This window comes from Streptomyces poriferorum, assembly GCF_019399235.1.
In the GTDB taxonomy this organism is placed as follows: domain Bacteria; phylum Actinomycetota; class Actinomycetes; order Streptomycetales; family Streptomycetaceae; genus Streptomyces; species Streptomyces poriferorum.
This window is the reverse complement of the sequence record NZ_JAELVH010000017.1, coordinates 12,075-28,780: the sequence shown is the minus strand read 5'-3', so window position 1 is coordinate 28,780 and position 16,706 is coordinate 12,075. Positions and strand designations below refer to the sequence as shown.

Genomic DNA, 16,706 nt, shown 5'->3' with positions numbered 1-16,706 from the left:
CACGGGCTACAGTCCCTGCCCATGACAGATGAGTCGTGGGCAGGGTGGTACCGGGACCGACAGGGCTCCGATGCCGTCATCCTCACCACCGACGGGCAGCAACTCCGGCTTCGCATCAGGGGCGTCGATTTCGAGGGCGAGAGCTTTGACGCACTCCGCCCGGTGGCGGGCATGCCGCCGGAGAGCGGGATGTTCGCCCTCGCCGACGGCGTGCTCAACGACTGCGTCCTGGAATGGGACCTGCCGTTCCCCGTCACCGCGGACGGAGAGGTCCATCAGGCCACGCTGAGCTGCCTGTTGTCGCTGCGCAGGCCCGACCCGTATCTCTATCTGGAGCTGCGCTACGGCGGCGCGGCCTTCCGGTCCCACCGTGCCGAGAGCGACTTCGGTGCCGCGCTCGCCACCATCCAGCGCTCCCTGCCGCCCGGGATCCGGCTCCGGACGTGCATCGCGTGCGCCTTCTCGGACTACTTCCCGGCACCCGGCCGCGGGCTCTCCGGCGGCCTCGCCTGTTTCCGGGGCGCCAAGGAGGCCTACCGGGGGGCGGCCGGCGAGGACGACGTGCTGGACCTGTGGGACCGGCGCAGCGGATTCGTCCAGGAGGTCTGGAACTGCCGTGAGTTCGAGCCCCGCCCGGACACGGGCGCGGGCACCGGTCACCGCGGCGCGTTCCCGCTCGAAACCGCCTGACCGCGGCGGCGGGCGGCCACCCGCCGCCCGCACGAGACACGGCATGACACTCCCTCAACCTCAACCGGCCTGACGGCTCGACGCCGTCGGGCCGGTTCGTCGTTCCGGCCCCACCGGCGGGTCGTCTCGCCTGCATCGGTTGGTTGCCGCACCTCTATTGTTCTACTAGCATGCGAACAATGGAGGTTTTGATGAACCGGAAGAACACCGGCCGCGCGGCTCTCGCCGCTATGCCGTTCCTGCTGGCCCTCGCCGCCGACCTGATCCTTTTCGCCACGCGCCGTGACCGCCTGCCCGCCCAGCTGGCCAGCCACTTCGTGGGCAACGGCCGGGCCGACGACTACGCGGGCCGGACCTCATACGTCGTCATCACCACGGTGCTGCTCGTCGGCACCGGTGTGCTGTGGGTCCTGATGACCGCCCGGGGAGGGTTCCACGGCCGGGCGTACCGGAGAGTCGTCGCCTGCGGTTACGCAGTCGCCGGCTTCCTGGGGTACCTGATGGCGGTGGTCCTGCTCGTGAACGTGGACGCGGCCGAGGACGCGCAGGGCCGCGCCCAGGACGTCTCGTTCCCGATGTGGCAGCTGGCCGCCGCGCTGGGGGTGGCCGCGCTCGCCTCCGGGCTGGGGCTGCTGCTCGCCGCAGTCCTTCCCGTACCGGAGGAACCGTCGGCGGACGGGCAGGCGGACCGGCAGGCTGACGGGACGACGGCGGGCGGGGAACGGATCGCGCTGGCCGCCGGGGAGGTCGCGGGGTGGGCGCGCAGCACCGGGAACCGATGGCTGCTGCCCGCGGTGGCGCTGACCTGCGCCGGAGCAGTCGCGCTCCTGTTCGCCGTGGGCTGGAGCGCCGCGGTTCCGGTCCTCCTGGTCGGGCTGCTCCTGCTGAGCTTCGCCCGCCCGAACGTGGCCGTGGACCGGCGTGGGATCACCGTCTCCGGGATGCTGCCGTGGCCGCGCGTCCGCGTGCCGCTCGACCGGATCGAGACGGCGGCCAGCCGGGACATCAAGCCGCTCACCGAGTACGGGGGCTGGGGCTACCGGATCCGGCCGGGGCGCACCGGCATCATGATTCGTTCCGGTGAGGGGATCGTGGCACGGTTGGCCGACGGCCGGGACTTCGCGGTCACGGTCGACGACTCGGCGACGGCTGCCGCGCTCCTGAACACCCTGATCGACCAGCGCCGAACGGAACACTGACCATGCTCTTCAGGGTCGACCCCACCTCCACCGTGCCGCTCGGCGACCAGATCGCGGCCTGTGTGCGCCGTGCCGTCGCCGACGGGGCCGTTGCCCCCGGCGAGCGCCTGCCCGCCGCCCGGGCGCTCGCCGAATCGCTCGGCGTGAATGTGCACACGGCCCTGCGCGGCTACCAGCGGCTGCGCGAGGAAGGTCTGATCGAACTGCGGCGCGGCCGGGGCGCGGTCGTCGCGGACGGCGCCTCCCCGCACCGCGCCAGGCTGCTGGAGCGGGTGCGCGAGATGGTCGGCGAGGCGCGTGAGCTCGGCATGACGGAGGACGAACTGCTGGCCCTGGTCCGTAGCGAACTATCGGCCGGATGACGGCCGCGGCGCCTCCGCCACCGGCCGGGGCGCCTCCGCTACGGGCCGCGGCGCCTCCGCCACGGGCCGGGGCGCATCCGACACCGGCCGAGGGCCACCCCGTCCTGCGAGGTGGCCCCCGGATCGTGTGCGCGAAGCGGCGCGCTTCCGTGAAGCGGCGAGGTCAGGAACCGCTGCGGGCGAGCGCGGCCGCGAAGCCGTTCTGCCAGAGGTAGTTCACCTGGCCGCGCTCATTGGAGTCCGGATACGGGTTGGTGCACGACGGGCCGGGCCCCCCGCCCGACATCAGCTCGCTGCACGGGCCCGAGTAGTGGTCCGGCAGGCCGAGGACGTGGCCGGTCTCATGGGTCGTCACGCGGGTGGAGTCGTACTGCTGGTTCTGCGCGTAGTCGAGGAAGATGTACCCGTTCCCGTGGCCGTCCGTGCTCGCGTACGAGCCACTCGGGTCGTTGCCTTCGTAGTACGAGAAGTCGGCGTTCGAGCCCTCCTGCAACCGGACGTTGGAGACGGAGCTGTTCCAGATCTGCGCGCTGCTGGATATCTCCGAACGGAAGCTCGGCGCGTTCGCGGTGCTGTAGACGATGGTGACGGCCTGGGCGCCCGGGTGGGCGGCCCGCTTCTCGGCCACCGACTTCGCCACCGCCTCGAAGAACGCCTTGTTGGCGGCGGCGCTCTCGTGCGATCCGGAGTGGGAGGTGTACGCCGCGTGGACGGCGGAGGCGGATGCGGGGGGAGCGACGGGCGCCGGGGCGGCGGACGCGATCGCCGGAGCGGTGCCCAGCGCTGCGGCGAGGCCGAAGCCGAGGCCGGCCACAGCCGACATGATGGTCCTGGGGTGTCTCATGGGGGGTTCTCCTGCCGGTTACCTGCCAGGGGGACCCCGTCCGGTCAGCGGACACGGACGGGGGTGGTACGCAGTGAGTGTCGGGGAACGCGGCTCCGCGCGGATGATGCCAACCGGTGATAGCGCCGCCCTATCGCCCGGCAGGGCCCAACGGACGCACACCCGGTGTTGGTCGGACCAACACCCGGTGAATTGAAGCGGTTTGATGACGTTCCGGCGTCTGGTGCGGTGCGACTCCGCCGCCCTACCCTCGGCAGCATGGAGCTTGAGGTGAGGCACCTCAGGGCGCTGTGCGCCATAGCCGACACCGGCAGCCTGCACCGGGCGGCCCGCAGACTGGGCGTCAGCCAGCCCTCGCTCACCACCCAGCTGCGCCGGATCGAGAACACGCTGGGCGCCGAACTGTTCAGCCGCGAACGCACCGGCTGCCGCCCCACCCTGCTCGGCCGCGCCGTCATCGGACGTGCCCGCCCCCTCGTCGACGGCATGAGCGCGCTGGTCACCGAGGCGAAGGCGGAGGCGGACGCCGCCCGCGCCGGCGGGCAGCGGCTGCGGATCGGCTGCACCGCCAGCCGGGTCATCGGCGGGTGGCTGCGCAGACTGCGGATCCAGCTGCCCGGTACGGACATCTCGCTGAGGGTCGACGTGTCGGCCCGCGCACTGCTGCGCGCGGTCGGGGCGGGCCGGCTCGACGTCGCCTTCGTGCACGAGGTCGAGGGCTGCCCGCTGTCCGTTCCGGAGGGGCTGGAACAGCGTGTCCTGCTGGACCGCGAACCGCAGTTCATCTCCATGGCCCGCGACCATCCGGCGGCCGCCCTGCCCGTCGTCGACCTGGCCGACCTGGCCGCCGACCGGTGGATGGTCGACCCCACGGTGGACGGCGAGTGGGACGGCCTGCGGCGGGTGTTCGGTGCCGCCGGCGTCGCACCGACCGTGCTGCACGGCGACTACCTCACCGCCGCGTCGCTCGTCGTCCTCGGCGAGGCGGTGGCGCCGTGCCAGCCCACGTCGGGCCCGCGCGACGACATGGCGATCCGCCCGCTGCGCGACGACCCGCTCGCCGTCCGGCTGCTGCTGGTCTCCCGGCCGGGCGCCGACATGACGGTGGTGTACGGGGAACTGGAGGCCGCGTACCGGGAGGCGGCCCGGCGGGCGGCCGGCTATCACCAGTGGCTGCTGCGCCACCGCAGCCCGCTCGCCCTCTCCTGAGCGCGGGGCCCGGCGGGCTGCGACCGGCTGCGCGAGGCTGCGACGGGCCGCGCGGTCACCCGGCAGCGATTGCGCTGACAAGCGGTCACCCGGCAGCGATTCCACCGGCACACGATCATCCGGCAGTGATTGCGCTGACAAGCGGTCACCCGGCAGCGATTCCAACGACAACCGATCCACCCCGCAGCGATTCAGCCGACAGCGATTCCGCCGAGAGCGAGGACCGTTCCGGACCGGGGCGCGGGCGGGCAGAGTCGGGGCATGAGGCTTCTGATCCTGGGTGGTACGGAATTTGTCGGCAGGGCCGTCACGGAGGCCGCGCTCGCGCGCGGCTGGGAGATCACGGTGTTCCATCGCGGACGCCACGCACCGCCGCCCGGCGTCGCCGAACTGCTCGGCGACCGCACCGAGGAGAACGGCCTCGCGGCGCTCGCCGGGGTCGCCGAGCCGGGCGACGGGACGTACACCTGGGACCTGGTCGTCGACACCTGGAGCGGTGCGCCCTCGGCCGTACGGGACGCGGCCCGGCTGCTGTCCGGCCGCGCCGCGCACTACGCGTACGTCTCCAGCCGGTCGGTGTACGACTACCCGGCACCGGCGGGCCTGCCCGAGGACGGTCCGCTCGTGGAGGGCGCCTCGCCGGACGCCGACGGCGACGTCCCGTACGCGCAGGCCAAGCTGGGCGGTGAACTGGCCGTGCAGGACGCCTTCGGGGACCGGGCGCTGATGGCCCGCGCGGGGCTGATCATCGGCCCCTGGGAGAACGTCGGCAGGCTGCCGTGGTGGCTGACGCGGATAGCCCGCGGCGGCCCCGTGCTCGCGCCCGGCACACCGGACCTGGACCTGCAGTACATCGACGTCCGCGACCTCGCGGAATGGCTGCTGGACGCCTCCGGGAAGGGCCTGCACGGCCCGTACAACCTGGTCAGCCGTTCCGGCCACACGACGATGGGCGGGCTGCTGAACGCATGTGTGCGGACCACCGGTTCCGACGCCGAGCTGCGCTGGACCGATGCCGAGCGGATTCTCGCGGCGGGCGTCGAGCCCTGGACGGACCTGCCGGTCTGGCTGCCGCCGGGGGAGCTGTACGACACCCTCCACCAGGGCGATGTCAGCAGGGCGTACGCAACCGGCCTGCACTGCAGGCCGGTCGAGGAGACGGTCGCCGACACCTGGGCCTGGCTGTGTGCCATCGGCGGTACGGCGCCGCAGCGCGCCGACCGTCCGCTGAAGGGCGTCGACCCGGTGACCGAGGCGAAGCTGCTGGCAGGCTGACGGCGGCAGCCACCGCGACGGCGGCAGCAGCCCGAGGGCAGTCGGCGGACGAAGGCGACTGCCCGGCGTGGCAAGCCGCCTAAGTGCCCCATAAGCTGCATATTGCGCTATATGGGAACCAAAAAGCGTAGAAGCGGTAAAAACCACCGCGCGGCGGTGACGGTGGCAGCGGCGGCGGTCATGGTGGGGGCTTTCGCTCCCGCCGCCGCCGCCGATCCGCTGCCCGGCGGACTCGGCCCGTGCCTGGGGGGCGACTGCCCTCCCATCTGGCCGGACCCGAACAATGATCCGGTCATCCATCACGACAGCAACATCAACATCTTCGTCGGCGGCGACTACCTGGTCAGGCAAGCCGCAGCGGAGGCCGAGGGCAAGATCGTCACCCTTGGGCAGTTCGACATGAACAAACGGGCGGGCGTCTCACAGATCTACAACGTCGGCGTCGCGGGCGGTGGCTCGCGGGTGCCGCCGCCCGACGGCTCCGACTACCTGACGGTCGGCGGCGATCTGAGCGTCGCGAGCGAGCAGCGCCTCCTGGCCGAGGAAGGCGCCAACCATGGCGTGGTGCGCCACGCCCAGGACCTCAGCGGGACGGTGATCCCCGACCCGGTCCTCGACCCCGACGCCACCGATCCGTACACCGCGCTGCGCGACCAGCTGACGGCGGCCAGCCACTGCTACGCGTACGACGACAACGAGGACCACCGGCGCCCGGCCAACGGAACGGTGCAGAAGGACGGGGACGAGACCTACTTCACCGGCGACGGCACCTCCGCCCTCCAGGTCTTCGCGGTGGACGCCGACCTGATGACGGAGGCGGGCGGTCAGGAGGGCATCGTCTTCCGTGCCGTTCCGGACGGCGCGACCGTGCTGGTCAACGTCTACGGCACCACCCGCAACATCAGCACCTACATGGGCTCGCTGCCGCAGTCCGGACTCCGCGAGCACCTGATGTGGAACTTCCCGGACGCCACCACGATCGGGCTGAAGGGCACCGGTCAGTTCCAGGGCAGCGTACTGATCGGCCAGCAGTCCAGCCTGGCTACGGTCGCGATCAGCGGCACCAACGGCCGCTTCTACAGCGCCGGTTCGCTGACCCACACGTCGGAAGGGGAGTCGGGCGGCCAGGAACTGCACGCCTACCCGTTCGACGGTGATCTGCCGGACTGCGGGGAGGAGCCGTCGCCGTCACCGACCCCGACGGACTCGCCCACACCCACGCCGACGGACTCGCCCACACCCACGCCGACGCCCACGCCATCCGACAGCCCCGGGCCGTCCCCCTCGGAGTCGACGCCGGCCCCGCAGCCCACCCCGACGGACAGCGGGCGGCCCGGGCCGCCCCATCACGGCGGACAGCTTCCGGACACGGGTGCGCGCGGCGGTGAGTGGGTGATCGGCGGAATCGCGGCCGCCCTGCTCGTCGCCGGTTCGGCGGCCACGCTCATCGCCCGAAGGACGCGCCGGCGCGGCTAGTTTGGGCCCATGGCCGAACTGCTGCACCTGACCGAACGCCCGTTGTGGGAGGCGGCCCGCGGGACCGGGACGTACGAGATGTCCACCCGCGGCCGCACCCTGCACGAAGAGGGCTTCATCCACTGTTCGCTGCCCCACCAGCTCGCCGCCGTGGCCGAGCTGCTGTACGGCGCCGGGAGCCGGGCCGGAGCCGGTGACCAGGACCTGGTGGTGCTCGTCATCGACACCGAACGGCTCCCCGTGCCCGTGCGGTACGAGTCGCTCGACCCCGGTGGCGAGGAGTTCCCGCACATCTACGGACCGGTTCCGGTCGAGGCGGTCGTGGAGGTGCGCCCCTGGCCGTACAAGAAAGGCAACCCCTCATGAGCCCCACAGACCCCACGCAGGATTCCGAAGGCGTCACGAACGGCCCCCTCACCGCCGTCACCGGAGCGAGCGGCGCACTCGGCGGCCGGGTCGCGAAGCGGCTGACCCGGGCGGGCGTCCCCGTACGGCTCCTCGGCCGCGACCCGTCCCGGCTGCCCGAACTGCCCGGCGCCGACACCGCGCCGCCCGCCCCGTACGGGGACGGCGAGGCCATGCGCCGCGCCCTGGCCGGAGCACACACCCTGTTCCTCGTCTCGGCGCACGAGAGCCCGGACCGCGTGCACGAGCACACCACGGCCGTGGACGCGGCGGTCGCGGCAGGCGTCGAACGGATCGTGTACGTCTCCTTCCTCGGCGCCGCACCGGACGCGACGTTCACCTTCGCCCGGGACCACTGGGACACCGAGGCGCATATCCGGGTCTCCGGCGTCCGGCACACCTTCCTGCGCGACAGCTGGTATCTGGCCGGCCTCCCGGCGATGACCGGCAGCGACGGCGTGCTGCGCGGACCGGCCGGCGACGGCAGGGTCGCCGCGGTGGCCCACGAGGACATCGCCGACGCGGCGACCGCCGTCCTCCTGTCCGGCACCGACCCCACGGGCCCGACGCACGACGGGGTGACGTACGACCTCACCGGGCCCGAGGCGTTCACTCTCGCCGAGGCCGCCGAGGAGCTGGGCCGGGTCACCGGACGGACCGTCACCTATGTGCCGGAGACCCGGGAGGAGGCCTACGCCTCACGGTCCGGCTACGGGGCACCGGACTGGGAGGTGGCCGGCTGGGTGACCTCGTACGAAGCCATCGCGGCCGGGGAGATGGCCACCGTCTCCGATGCCGTGGCCACTCTCACGGGCCGGCCGCCCATGAACCTGGCCACGTACCTCCGCGAGCACCCGGAGAGCTACCGCCACCTCCTCACCGGCAACTGAGCGGCCGGGCCGACGATCCGACGGGAACCCGATGCGCACGGAAACACCCTGGGGCCCCTGGGAGCCGATGTCACTCGCCGACGCCGTACACCTGCTCGCCCCGCTGCGTACGCCGTGGTGGATCGCGGGCGGGTACGCGGTCGAACTGGCGGTGGGCCGCGCCTTCCGGGACCACGGTGACATCGACGTACTGCTGCTGCGCCGCGACCAGCTCGCCGTCCAGCGGGTCCTGCCGGACGGGCAGTGGTGGGCCGCCGATCCGCCCGGCACCCTGCGCCCCTGGCTCCCCGGTGAGATCCTCCCGCCGCAGGTCCACGACATCTGGTGCCGGCCGGGCCCGGGCGAACCGTGGCGGGTGCAGTTCATGCTCGACGACGCGGAGGACGGTGACTGGGTGTTCCGCCGCGACCCACGGATCCGCCTCCCGCTGGAGCGGCTCGGCAGGGTCTGGGACGACGGCGTGCCCTACCTCGCGCCGGAGGTCCAGCTCCTCTACAAGGCCAGGTCCCGGCGGCCCAAGGACGAGCAGGACTTCGAGGCCGCCCTGCCCGTTCTCGGTGAGGACGGGCGCGCCTGGCTGACGGAGACGATCACCCTGGCCGAGGGCGCCGGCCACCCCTGGGCGGCCCGTTTGCGGGCGAACTGACCGCACACACCTCACGTACGTACCCACACCTCACGTACCGCGCCGCGCTCACCGCCCCGTACGTACCGCGCCGCACCCACTCACGTACGTACCGCACTCACCGCCCCGTACGTACCGCGCCGCACCCACTCACGTGCGTACCGCACTCACCTCACGAACGTACCCGCCTTCGCCGCCACGACCGCGGCCTCGGCTGCGCGGTCGGCGGCGGCCTCGTCGATCGGGTCGCCGCTGGCCAGCAGGCGGTAGTAGAGAGGGGCCGACACGGCGCGGATCACCTCGTCCGGGTCGGTGCCGGCGGGAAGCTCGCCGCGCTCGACGGCCTCGGTGACGCACCCTGCCCACTCCTTGATGCGGACCGCGTAGAACCGGTGCAGGGCCTGCGCCGTTCGCGCGTCGCAGGTCGCCGCGGCGATCACGGACCGGAACAGGGCGCCCTGGCGTGGATCGGTGAGCGTCGACAGCACGAGCCGGGCGTTGGCCCTGAGGTCCTCGGCCAGTGAGCCGGTCCGGGTCCGCGGTGAGGACTGTTCGGCCATGTCGTCGAGCAGGTCCGCGATCAGACCGGTCGTGGTGGACCAGCGCCGGTAGACGGTCGTCTTGCCCACCTCCGCGCGGCGTGCGACATCGGCGAGGTCGAGCCGGTCGAAGCCGTGCTCCGCCAGCGCGTCACCTGCCGCGAGCAGGACGGATTCACGGACCCGGGCGGTACGCCCGCCGGGCCGGACCGTGCCGGGCTCCACGTTCTCCGCACTCTCGGATGTCATAACGGGTCTCCAGTTCCATTAATGGCCGTTCCTCTGCTACGGTCATCCCATCTTAACGGAACCACAGACCCGTTAAAACTCCCGTCCGAGGAAGGACGACCATGTCCGCACCCAGCCAGATCCAGCAACGCGGCGCGACCGCTCCCGCCGTGGCCCCGCCGGCGACTCCCCGCATGACCGGGCGGCAGAAGCTCGTCCTCACCCTCCTTCTCGGCGCCCAGTTCATGATCGCCGTGGACTTCTCGATCCTGAACGTCGCCCTGCCCGTCGTCGGCGAAGGACTCGGCTTCTCGCTCCCGAACCTTCAGTGGATCGCCACCTCCTTCGCCCTGGCCGCCGCCGGATTCACCCTCCTGTTCGGCCGCATCGCCGACCTCGTGGGCCGCAAGCGCCTCTTCGTGGGCGGCATGGCCGTGCTCGGCCTCTCCTCGGCGCTCGGCGGACTGGCGACCTCGCCCGAGGTCCTCCTCACCGCCCGGGTCCTCCAGGGCCTCGCCACGGCGGCCGTCACCCCGGCCGGACTCGCCCTGCTGACCACCGCGTTCAAGGAGGGTCCGCTGCGCGAACGCGCCCTCGGCCTCAACGGCGCCCTGATGTCCGCGGGCTTCACCGCCGGCGCGATCCTCGGCGGACTCCTCACCGACCTGCTCTCCTGGCGCTGGGCCTTCTTCGTCAACGTCCCCGTCGCGGCCCTCGTCGTCGCCCTCGCCCCGTCCGTCATCACCGACTCCCGCCCGGCGGGCCGCCCCCGGCTCGACATCCCCGGAGCCGCGACCGTCACCGGTGGACTGCTGCTCCTGGTCTACGGGCTGACCCAGGCCGGCGCGACCGGCTGGACCGCGCCCACCACCCTGACCGCCCTGCTCGCCGGCGCCGCGCTGCTCATCGCCTTCTGGTTCGTCGAGAAGAGGTCCGCCGCACCGCTCGTCCCCGTACGCATCCTCAAGCGCCGCAGCGTCATCTGGGGCAACGCCACCGGTCTGATCGCCTTCGTCACCGAGACCTCGCTGGTCTTCCTGCTGACGCTCTACCTCCAGGAAGTCCTCGGCTACTCGCCGCTGGCGACGGGCCTCGCCTTCGGTGTCCTGGGCATCGGCACGGTGATCGGCGGCACGCTCGGCGGCCGCGCCGTCGGCCGCTTCGGCAACCGGACGACCATCGTGACCGGTGGCATCATCCAGGCCGTCGCCACGCTCTCCCTGGTGGCGCTCGGCACCTCCGGCGCCTGGATCTGGCTCCTGCTGGCCGCCACGTTCATCGGCGGGATCGGCAACATGCTGATGATCGTCGGCTTCATGGTCACCGCCACCTCCGGCCTCCCCGACGACGAACAGGGCCTGGCCACCGGCCTCGCCACGATGACCCAGCAGGTCGGCATCACCATGGGCATCCCGATCATGAGCGCCATCGCCACGGCCCGGATGTCCGGCCTCGGCGACGGCGACCCGCAGACCGTCCTGTCCGGGGTGTCGCTCGCGATCCTGGTCAACTCCGCCCTCGTCCTGGCGGGAGCTCTGCTGGCCGGGGCGTTCCTCCGCCCCCGCGGCGCGAGGGGCGGCGCGGACCAGGGGTGACGGTGCGGAGCGCGCACTGTACGCAGACGACCGCCGACCGGAGACGCGGGGCCCTCACGGCCCCGCGTCTCCGGTCGTCCGCGACCCGGCAGAGCGTGGTCGGATCCGTGCGCCGGCTCCCCGCGACGCGTCCCGGCGGAGGAACGAAACGGGTGGGCCGGGCACTCGAAGCGGTGAGCCGTTGCGGCAGGAGTGCGGCATTGGGGGTGGCCGGGACCATGCCCGCGTAATCAGGTTGGCCGGCCGTCGGCGAGCTGCGAAAATGCGTCTGTTTCCCAGGTGGAGGACGCTTGTTCGTATTCGCGTGTGCGGGATGCGGTTCCGAGCTGACCGCCCCGTTGTCCCAGGTCGCATTGCCGGTCCACGCCCGTCAGAAGTACGGGAACGGGGCACAGCTCCCGGTGCTCATGCAGGCAGGGACGTTTGCCGTGGACCCTGACCCCTGGGGCGGGCCGTGGCGGATGCGGGACGAGACCGGTCCGGGCGAGGCGGAGGCACGCGGCATCTGCGCGCCGGTCCGCGCCCTGTCCGACGGCACGCCCGGGGCGAGTGTCATCGCGCCCGGTGATATCCGTGGCACCCGGCTGATCCCTGAGCGGCGCGGTGGCGCGTGCTGCGGCCTCGATGGAGCAGACGGACCCAACATGGCCTGCGAGACATGTGATCTCCCCGTGGCGACCAGGGTCGACGACTGCTCGCTCTGGCAGGCGGTACGTCTCGGCTCGGACGCCGTGCACCGCATCCCCGTCGACGGAACCCGCGCTGCGCCCCTCTCCTGGGCGGAACTGGCGGAGCAGGGGGAGGAGATACCCCTGTTCGAGCCGATCGCCACGTGGGGAGGGCCGTTGGGGCCGAGCCACTACTGGTCGTGGAGCCCGCGGTGGGAGGCGGCAGCCGGCCATGCGCTCGCCCACCTGCTGGTGGCCTCCCGGGGGCAGCCGGTGACGGTCCCCGACGGTGCCGCCGCGGACGTGTTCCAGCGCGCGCTCGACACCCTGCTGCCCGCGGGCACCCCGAAGCGGCGCGCCGTCCTGGCCGGACCGGGACGGCCTTCCGCCGACGTGGATGCCGGCATCCTCCTCGTACCCATCCACCCGCAGACCGGGTTGACCTGGACTCCTGAGGGCCCGGCCGCCTCGGCGTATCTGGTGCCCCTGCCCCTGGGCGTGTGGCTGTGGCTGGTCTCGCCCCAGCCGTTCCTGCCGGTTCCCGCGTCGGGCCGCATACCCTGGGACGTACTCCGCGACGACCCGCTCCCCATGCTTCCCAACCAGCTGTTCCGCGCCGACCGGGGAACGTTCGAGCACACCCTGGTCCGGCTGCCGGCCGCACGCGGCCCGTGGCTGCGCGCGATCCTCGAGAACCTCACGCACGGCACCTCGACTGTCCTCTTCTAGGAGGGTGCGACCCGCGGCACGTCCACGCGTATCCGTGGCGGGGAGAAACAAGACCGCACCCGGCCCGCGACGGACGCCGTTCGGCGCCCCGCGGTCCGGGTGCGGTCAGGTACGGGCAACGCGACCCGCGGTGTCGCGGGTCGGACGGCCCAACCGGAGATCAGGCCTTCTTGGTCTCCTAGTAATGGGCCGGGTCGGTGGCCTGCATGGATCTTCCCTGCAGGCCGCTGACCTGGTCTTTTACTGATGGCTGGCGATGGGGTACGACGGTCCTGACGGGGTGTCCTGCGGACTGTGTGCGGACTGGTACGCGGCGGTTGAGGAGTTTTACGAGCCCGCTGTGGTCGCCTGTCATAGTCGAAAGAGATGGACTATCGGGAGAGTGAGGGGTGCCGTTTGATCAGGGCTCGCGACAGGATGCCAGCGACTTCCTCGGCACCCGTGTCCAGCGCGGCCAAGCTGGTGGACTCATCCGGCTCGGTCTGCAGCGTGAAAGAACGAGAGTAGGCGCTTAGTTCCGCGCGCGTACGTGATTGATGTGGGTTAAATCTGTCGACTTGGGTCAGATTAGGGTCTGACACACCGATCGCCACGATGATGCGTTCATGCTGGATTAGGTCCAATGCGCCATTGAACCTCAGCAGAGAGGTTACTTGCTGGGGCAGCGAGTCCTGGTCGAGGATGGAGCCCAGGCCGTCTCGGGGGAGCGTGGCCCGCAGGGAGACTTGGCCAGACTTGTGCAAGCGAACTTCGATCAGCTCCCCAGGCCGAGGGGAATCCCACGTACGGGGCTTGCTGAGGGGGATGCTGACGCTTACATGCTCTTGGGAGCCGGATGACATCAGGGCAACGTCGTTCTTGACTGCCCCGCTCCGACGTATGCGGTCCGCCAGCGAGTCGCCCACCTCCTCCAGCGCCCTTGCCGAGTAGCCGGCGAACCCCACCGGGAAGACGTGCAGTTCCAGCAGGGGGAGGTTGGCGCTGCCTGCGACACTGACCTGGTCGAGGCTCCAACGCAGAGGTACGGGCTGCGGCAGGGGTGCGAAGGACAGCGGAGACCGGTCTGATTCTAGTTCCTTGATCTTGCCCACTACTTTGGTCATCAGCTCGGCGGTGTCGTGGAACGAGTCACGGAACACGCCCGTGGCGTAAGCCTCTACGGTTCGGGCGAATTTCTGCTGGGTGTCCTCGAACGTGACCCCTAGCTTGCGATAGACCCAGCGCGGCTTGCCTGCCGTCTTGGCTACCACCCACTCATCGTGTGTTGCTGATTGTCCTGTCTCGGAGAATACGTGTCCGTAGGACGGTCCGAGCAGGAAGATGCAGACATCCGCTGAATCGAGAGCTGCCAGACACGCCTGTCGGCTGGGTGTGGTCTGCGCGGAGAAGTCCTCGAACAGGACCGGGGTGTGCCCTATCGCGCGAATGATGCCAGGAAGCGCGTCGCGCTCCTCTTCCAGTCCCTTGCGGACGCTGCTGATGAAGATTTTCACGCTACGGTGTCTCCACTGCTAGGGGTTCAGGGAAGCGAACCGGATGACCGGCGAGTGTCTGGGATTATGTGGGGGTCATTTCATGGCTGAAGTGTCAGAAGAGGCGATACGCGCCTACTGGAAGGAGCACCGGGAGCAGCTACGACAGTGTGAGACGCAACGTTCGACGTTGACCAATCTCCTTCTCGTCATCACGGCTGCCTTGAGCGCTCTCATTGTCCAGCAGAAGTTTTCGACGTACGTCATGCCCCTGTGTATTTTCGTGGCGATGGCCGGAGGGTATGGGGCGTTGGCGGTCTCCAAGTACTTCGAACGGGCCTCCTATCACCTTTCTCAAGCGCGGGCTTTGACTAAGGACCTGGTGGAGTTGGGTGTGCTGGGCTCCAATGAAGGACTGATGCGTGCGAGAAACGATCACTATCGTCGCTTTCCTCGACTGCATCGCATTCGCCTTCATCGCCTGTGGGTGATTCTTCACCTTGCCATCGCCGTATACGGGCTATGCCTCTTCAGTGTGTGTCTGGCTGTGGCCTGACATTCGTCTGGATGGTTAGTGGTCGAAGCTCGCTTGCTGGCCCCTGAGCGTTTCCGGTGAGGCGTTGACGACCGTTTCAGGTAGGGGCATTCGGTGCGCATACACCCAGCCGTCGAGGGGGACCTCCGGACCACCCTAGAGATAACGATGGAGGGCGCTGGCGTGGTCTCCGCGAATTCCTTGGGGGTGGCGCCAGCGTCCACCCTGCGAACCTCCGAGTGCTAGCGAGGTAGGGCCAACCGTGCAATCGCGTATCTCGCGCGCATTGGGGGGTGTGCTCACGAAGACTTCAAGGAATCCTATTTGTCATTGAGTCGATCGAGAGAGTTTCGCTCGCCTTCTTTCAATGCTTCGGTAATTTGCACCATCACGTACTCACGTAGCTCTCCGTTGAGGCGAAACCATTCCGTGTTGCCATCACGGAGTCTTGCGAATCTCTGATGCAGCTCCTTCTCTAGATTCCGGCCGCCAGGCTTGAGTAGAAGTACGTTTTCCTGTCGCAATGCCAGGTCGCTAATTCGGCGACGCAGTCCAGTAGTCGTGCCGATCTTGACGCGATTTCCGTTTCGAATGAAGTAGACCAGTGGGGGATGCTTTCGTGCTGGGATTTTCCATGAGAGGTCGGATGGCATTGGGTTATCCAGATCGTCCGGATTGATTTGCAGGTCGTTGCCGTAGAGAGCGGCGGCCTTTGCTAGGCGGCTTGCTCGTTGGCGTCGCTGTTCGTGCTCCCATCGCTCCCGTTTGTGCTGGCGATCCTGCTCGATGATCCGGTCTAGGATCTGTTGGTCCTCAGGGTGCAGGGCCAGGACCTTCAGGTAGGCATCCCAGATGATCATGGTCATAATGACGAGAAAGAGTGCAACCAGGGGGGCCCAGGGACCGCTCTCCCAATTTACTCCTGCGCACAGGGCGAGAGTGAAGATTTGAATACCCCATGCCCATTTGCGTGTCTTCTTCCGCCAGTATTCCTCGTGGCGGTAAATAAACTCGTGGGCAAGTAGTCCCAGCCATGCGATGACGAGGAAGACGCATTGCCCGTTCAGGGATACGACGTCAATTGTTCCGGTTCCGAACTTGCCAATGCGGGGGACCATGAGCGATCCTTCGAGGATCGCGGTGATGACGATAATGATTGCTGCGAGAAAGCCGAGGAATTTCTCACCTAGGTTTCCATTCTCCTGGGGTGCAGTGTTCGGGCTGGACACGAAGCTCCTCCTGGGGGTGCCACCTTGTACGAAGAAGGGTGCACGGGCACGCTGATGGTCGATCCTGCCACGCTGCACTGACATTGGTGGGGGTGCGTGCGAGACCGCGGCGGTGTAACCGGGAGGGCGCGTCAGGGTAGCGAGCGCACCTAGACAAATGACGTAGGAGTGGTTCGGGATTTGTCGGGTGGCTTGTTCTCCGTACGGCTTACCTGGCTCCCTTCGCTGGAAGGGACAGTCGTTCTGAGGTAGCCCGCTCTGGATGGCAAAGTGCCGAGGCGCTGCCTTCTCGGATCCGTGGGTGGGGCGGATGTTGGTGTGTTACTGGTCGCAGGTGGCGGTCGCGTTGACGTTGGATGGGCACTCGGGCTTCGAAGTTGGGGTACTGAGTGACACGGAGGGCCTTCACCTGGCGTGGGTCGAGGAGCAAAGTCTCGGCCAAAGCGAGCTCTAGTTGGCGTACTCGGCGACGGCGCCGGGTCACTGTTGGAAGCCGCGCCTGCCAACGGCCCGGCCGCGCAGGCACGGGCATGGATGATCTGGAGAAGGGCTCCTCAGTCTGACCGTTGACGTGGCCGAGCCCTGTACGTAGGGGGCCTTCGACTAGTCGGACGCGGTAGCGAGGCTGCAAGAGGCTCAACGCTGAGCAGGCGGGGTGCGCACCACCGGCGGTGTGGCCATGGGGGCTTCGTGGGCGGCCCCGTAGCCCGTCTCCATGCGCCGCTTGCCCTCATGA

Annotated in this window: 16 protein-coding genes; 12 read left to right on the top strand and 4 right to left on the bottom strand. The window is 69.6% G+C overall.

Annotation, left to right across the window (positions count from 1 at the left end; all coding sequences use genetic code 11):
• The first annotated feature begins 21 nt into the window (after window positions 1-21).
• The 3 genes from JGS39_RS05195 (at window position 22) to JGS39_RS05185 (ending at window position 2,251) form a co-directional block, all read left to right on the top strand.
• A complete protein-coding gene (locus JGS39_RS05195) occupies window positions 22-690 on the top strand; it encodes a DUF6304 family protein (protein WP_219567530.1) in 669 nt (222 codons plus the stop codon).
• Between the two features lie 191 nt (window positions 691-881).
• Window positions 882-1,889 carry an SdpI family protein gene (locus JGS39_RS05190; protein WP_219567529.1) on the top strand — a complete coding sequence of 336 codons (1,008 nt, stop codon included), beginning with the start codon at window positions 882-884 and terminating at the stop codon, window positions 1,887-1,889.
• A gap of 2 nt (window positions 1,890-1,891) precedes the next feature.
• A complete protein-coding gene (locus tag JGS39_RS05185; RefSeq protein WP_219567528.1) occupies window positions 1,892-2,251 on the top strand; it encodes a GntR family transcriptional regulator in 360 nt (119 codons plus the stop codon).
• Window positions 2,252-2,414: 163 nt separating this feature from the next.
• Here JGS39_RS05185 and snpA read toward each other — a convergent pair whose 3' ends face one another.
• A complete protein-coding gene (snpA, locus tag JGS39_RS05180; RefSeq protein ID WP_219567527.1) occupies window positions 2,415-3,095 on the bottom strand; it encodes a snapalysin in 681 nt (226 codons plus the stop codon).
• Window positions 3,096-3,353: 258 nt separating this feature from the next.
• Here snpA and JGS39_RS05175 point away from each other — a divergent pair, with 258 nt between their 5' ends.
• From JGS39_RS05175 to JGS39_RS05150, 6 genes are all read left to right on the top strand, one after another.
• Window positions 3,354-4,304, top strand: a complete 951-nt coding sequence (locus tag JGS39_RS05175) for a LysR family transcriptional regulator (RefSeq protein WP_219567526.1) — start codon at window positions 3,354-3,356, stop codon at window positions 4,302-4,304.
• 261 nt (window positions 4,305-4,565) lie between these two features.
• A complete protein-coding gene (locus tag JGS39_RS05170; RefSeq protein ID WP_219567525.1) occupies window positions 4,566-5,579 on the top strand; it encodes an NAD-dependent epimerase/dehydratase family protein in 1,014 nt (337 codons plus the stop codon).
• A gap of 156 nt (window positions 5,580-5,735) precedes the next feature.
• On the top strand, window positions 5,736-7,055 hold the full coding sequence (locus tag JGS39_RS05165) for a choice-of-anchor A family protein (RefSeq protein WP_372456128.1): 1,320 nt from the start codon (window positions 5,736-5,738) through the stop codon (window positions 7,053-7,055).
• Between the two features lie 9 nt (window positions 7,056-7,064).
• Complete coding sequence (locus tag JGS39_RS05160) at window positions 7,065-7,421, top strand: DUF952 domain-containing protein (RefSeq protein ID WP_219567524.1); 357 nt, start codon at window positions 7,065-7,067, stop codon at window positions 7,419-7,421.
• Window positions 7,418-8,350 (top strand): SDR family oxidoreductase, encoded by a 933-nt coding sequence (locus tag JGS39_RS05155; protein ID WP_219567523.1) that lies wholly within the window; start codon window positions 7,418-7,420, stop codon window positions 8,348-8,350. Before JGS39_RS05160 ends, JGS39_RS05155 begins: the two co-directional genes overlap by 4 nt.
• Window positions 8,351-8,381: 31 nt before the next feature.
• Window positions 8,382-8,996 (top strand): nucleotidyltransferase domain-containing protein, encoded by a 615-nt coding sequence (locus JGS39_RS05150; RefSeq protein WP_219567522.1) that lies wholly within the window; start codon window positions 8,382-8,384, stop codon window positions 8,994-8,996.
• 146 nt (window positions 8,997-9,142) lie between these two features.
• Here JGS39_RS05150 and JGS39_RS05145 read toward each other — a convergent pair whose 3' ends face one another.
• Window positions 9,143-9,763 (bottom strand): TetR/AcrR family transcriptional regulator, encoded by a 621-nt coding sequence (locus JGS39_RS05145; RefSeq protein ID WP_219567521.1) that lies wholly within the window; start codon window positions 9,761-9,763, stop codon window positions 9,143-9,145.
• A 101-nt stretch (window positions 9,764-9,864) separates the two neighbouring features.
• Between JGS39_RS05145 and JGS39_RS05140 the strand changes: the two genes are divergently transcribed.
• Window positions 9,865-11,337 (top strand): MFS transporter, encoded by a 1,473-nt coding sequence (locus JGS39_RS05140; protein WP_219567520.1) that lies wholly within the window; start codon window positions 9,865-9,867, stop codon window positions 11,335-11,337.
• A gap of 290 nt (window positions 11,338-11,627) precedes the next feature.
• Entirely contained in the window at window positions 11,628-12,734 is a 1,107-nt protein-coding gene (locus JGS39_RS05135; protein ID WP_219567519.1) for a hypothetical protein, read from the top strand.
• Window positions 12,735-13,105: 371 nt separating this feature from the next.
• On the opposite strand, the gene JGS39_RS05130 is transcribed toward JGS39_RS05135, so the two are convergent.
• Window positions 13,106-14,227, bottom strand: a complete 1,122-nt coding sequence (locus tag JGS39_RS05130) for a DUF4062 domain-containing protein (RefSeq protein WP_219567518.1) — start codon at window positions 14,225-14,227, stop codon at window positions 13,106-13,108.
• A gap of 82 nt (window positions 14,228-14,309) precedes the next feature.
• Between JGS39_RS05130 and JGS39_RS05125 the strand changes: the two genes are divergently transcribed.
• Complete coding sequence (locus tag JGS39_RS05125) at window positions 14,310-14,762, top strand: hypothetical protein (RefSeq protein WP_219567517.1); 453 nt, start codon at window positions 14,310-14,312, stop codon at window positions 14,760-14,762.
• A gap of 299 nt (window positions 14,763-15,061) precedes the next feature.
• Here the strand turns inward: JGS39_RS05125 and JGS39_RS41615 are convergent, their stop codons facing one another.
• Window positions 15,062-15,970, bottom strand: coding sequence for a GIY-YIG nuclease family protein (locus JGS39_RS41615; protein WP_219567516.1), 909 nt, complete (start codon window positions 15,968-15,970; stop codon window positions 15,062-15,064).
• Between the last annotated feature and the right edge of the window lie 736 nt (window positions 15,971-16,706).

What these genes read in the sequence shown, in the direction of transcription:
- JGS39_RS05190 (WP_219567529.1), top strand. Translation starts at nt 882, where the DNA reads ATGAACCGGAAGAACACCGGCCGCGCGGCTCTCGCCGCTATGCCGTTC.
- JGS39_RS05160 (WP_219567524.1), top strand. Translation starts at nt 7,065, where the DNA reads ATGGCCGAACTGCTGCACCTGACCGAACGCCCGTTGTGGGAGGCGGCC.
- JGS39_RS05125 (WP_219567517.1), top strand. Translation starts at nt 14,310, where the DNA reads ATGGCTGAAGTGTCAGAAGAGGCGATACGCGCCTACTGGAAGGAGCAC.
- JGS39_RS05175 (WP_219567526.1), top strand. Translation starts at nt 3,354, where the DNA reads ATGGAGCTTGAGGTGAGGCACCTCAGGGCGCTGTGCGCCATAGCCGAC.
- JGS39_RS05170 (WP_219567525.1), top strand. Translation starts at nt 4,566, where the DNA reads ATGAGGCTTCTGATCCTGGGTGGTACGGAATTTGTCGGCAGGGCCGTC.
- JGS39_RS05155 (WP_219567523.1), top strand. Translation starts at nt 7,418, where the DNA reads ATGAGCCCCACAGACCCCACGCAGGATTCCGAAGGCGTCACGAACGGC.
- JGS39_RS05145 (WP_219567521.1), bottom strand. Translation starts at nt 9,763, where the DNA reads ATGACATCCGAGAGTGCGGAGAACGTGGAGCCCGGCACGGTCCGGCCC.
- JGS39_RS05185 (WP_219567528.1), top strand. Translation starts at nt 1,892, where the DNA reads ATGCTCTTCAGGGTCGACCCCACCTCCACCGTGCCGCTCGGCGACCAG.
- JGS39_RS05140 (WP_219567520.1), top strand. Translation starts at nt 9,865, where the DNA reads ATGTCCGCACCCAGCCAGATCCAGCAACGCGGCGCGACCGCTCCCGCC.
- JGS39_RS05150 (WP_219567522.1), top strand. Translation starts at nt 8,382, where the DNA reads ATGCGCACGGAAACACCCTGGGGCCCCTGGGAGCCGATGTCACTCGCC.
- JGS39_RS05195 (WP_219567530.1), top strand. Translation starts at nt 22, where the DNA reads ATGACAGATGAGTCGTGGGCAGGGTGGTACCGGGACCGACAGGGCTCC.
- snpA (WP_219567527.1), bottom strand. Translation starts at nt 3,095, where the DNA reads ATGAGACACCCCAGGACCATCATGTCGGCTGTGGCCGGCCTCGGCTTC.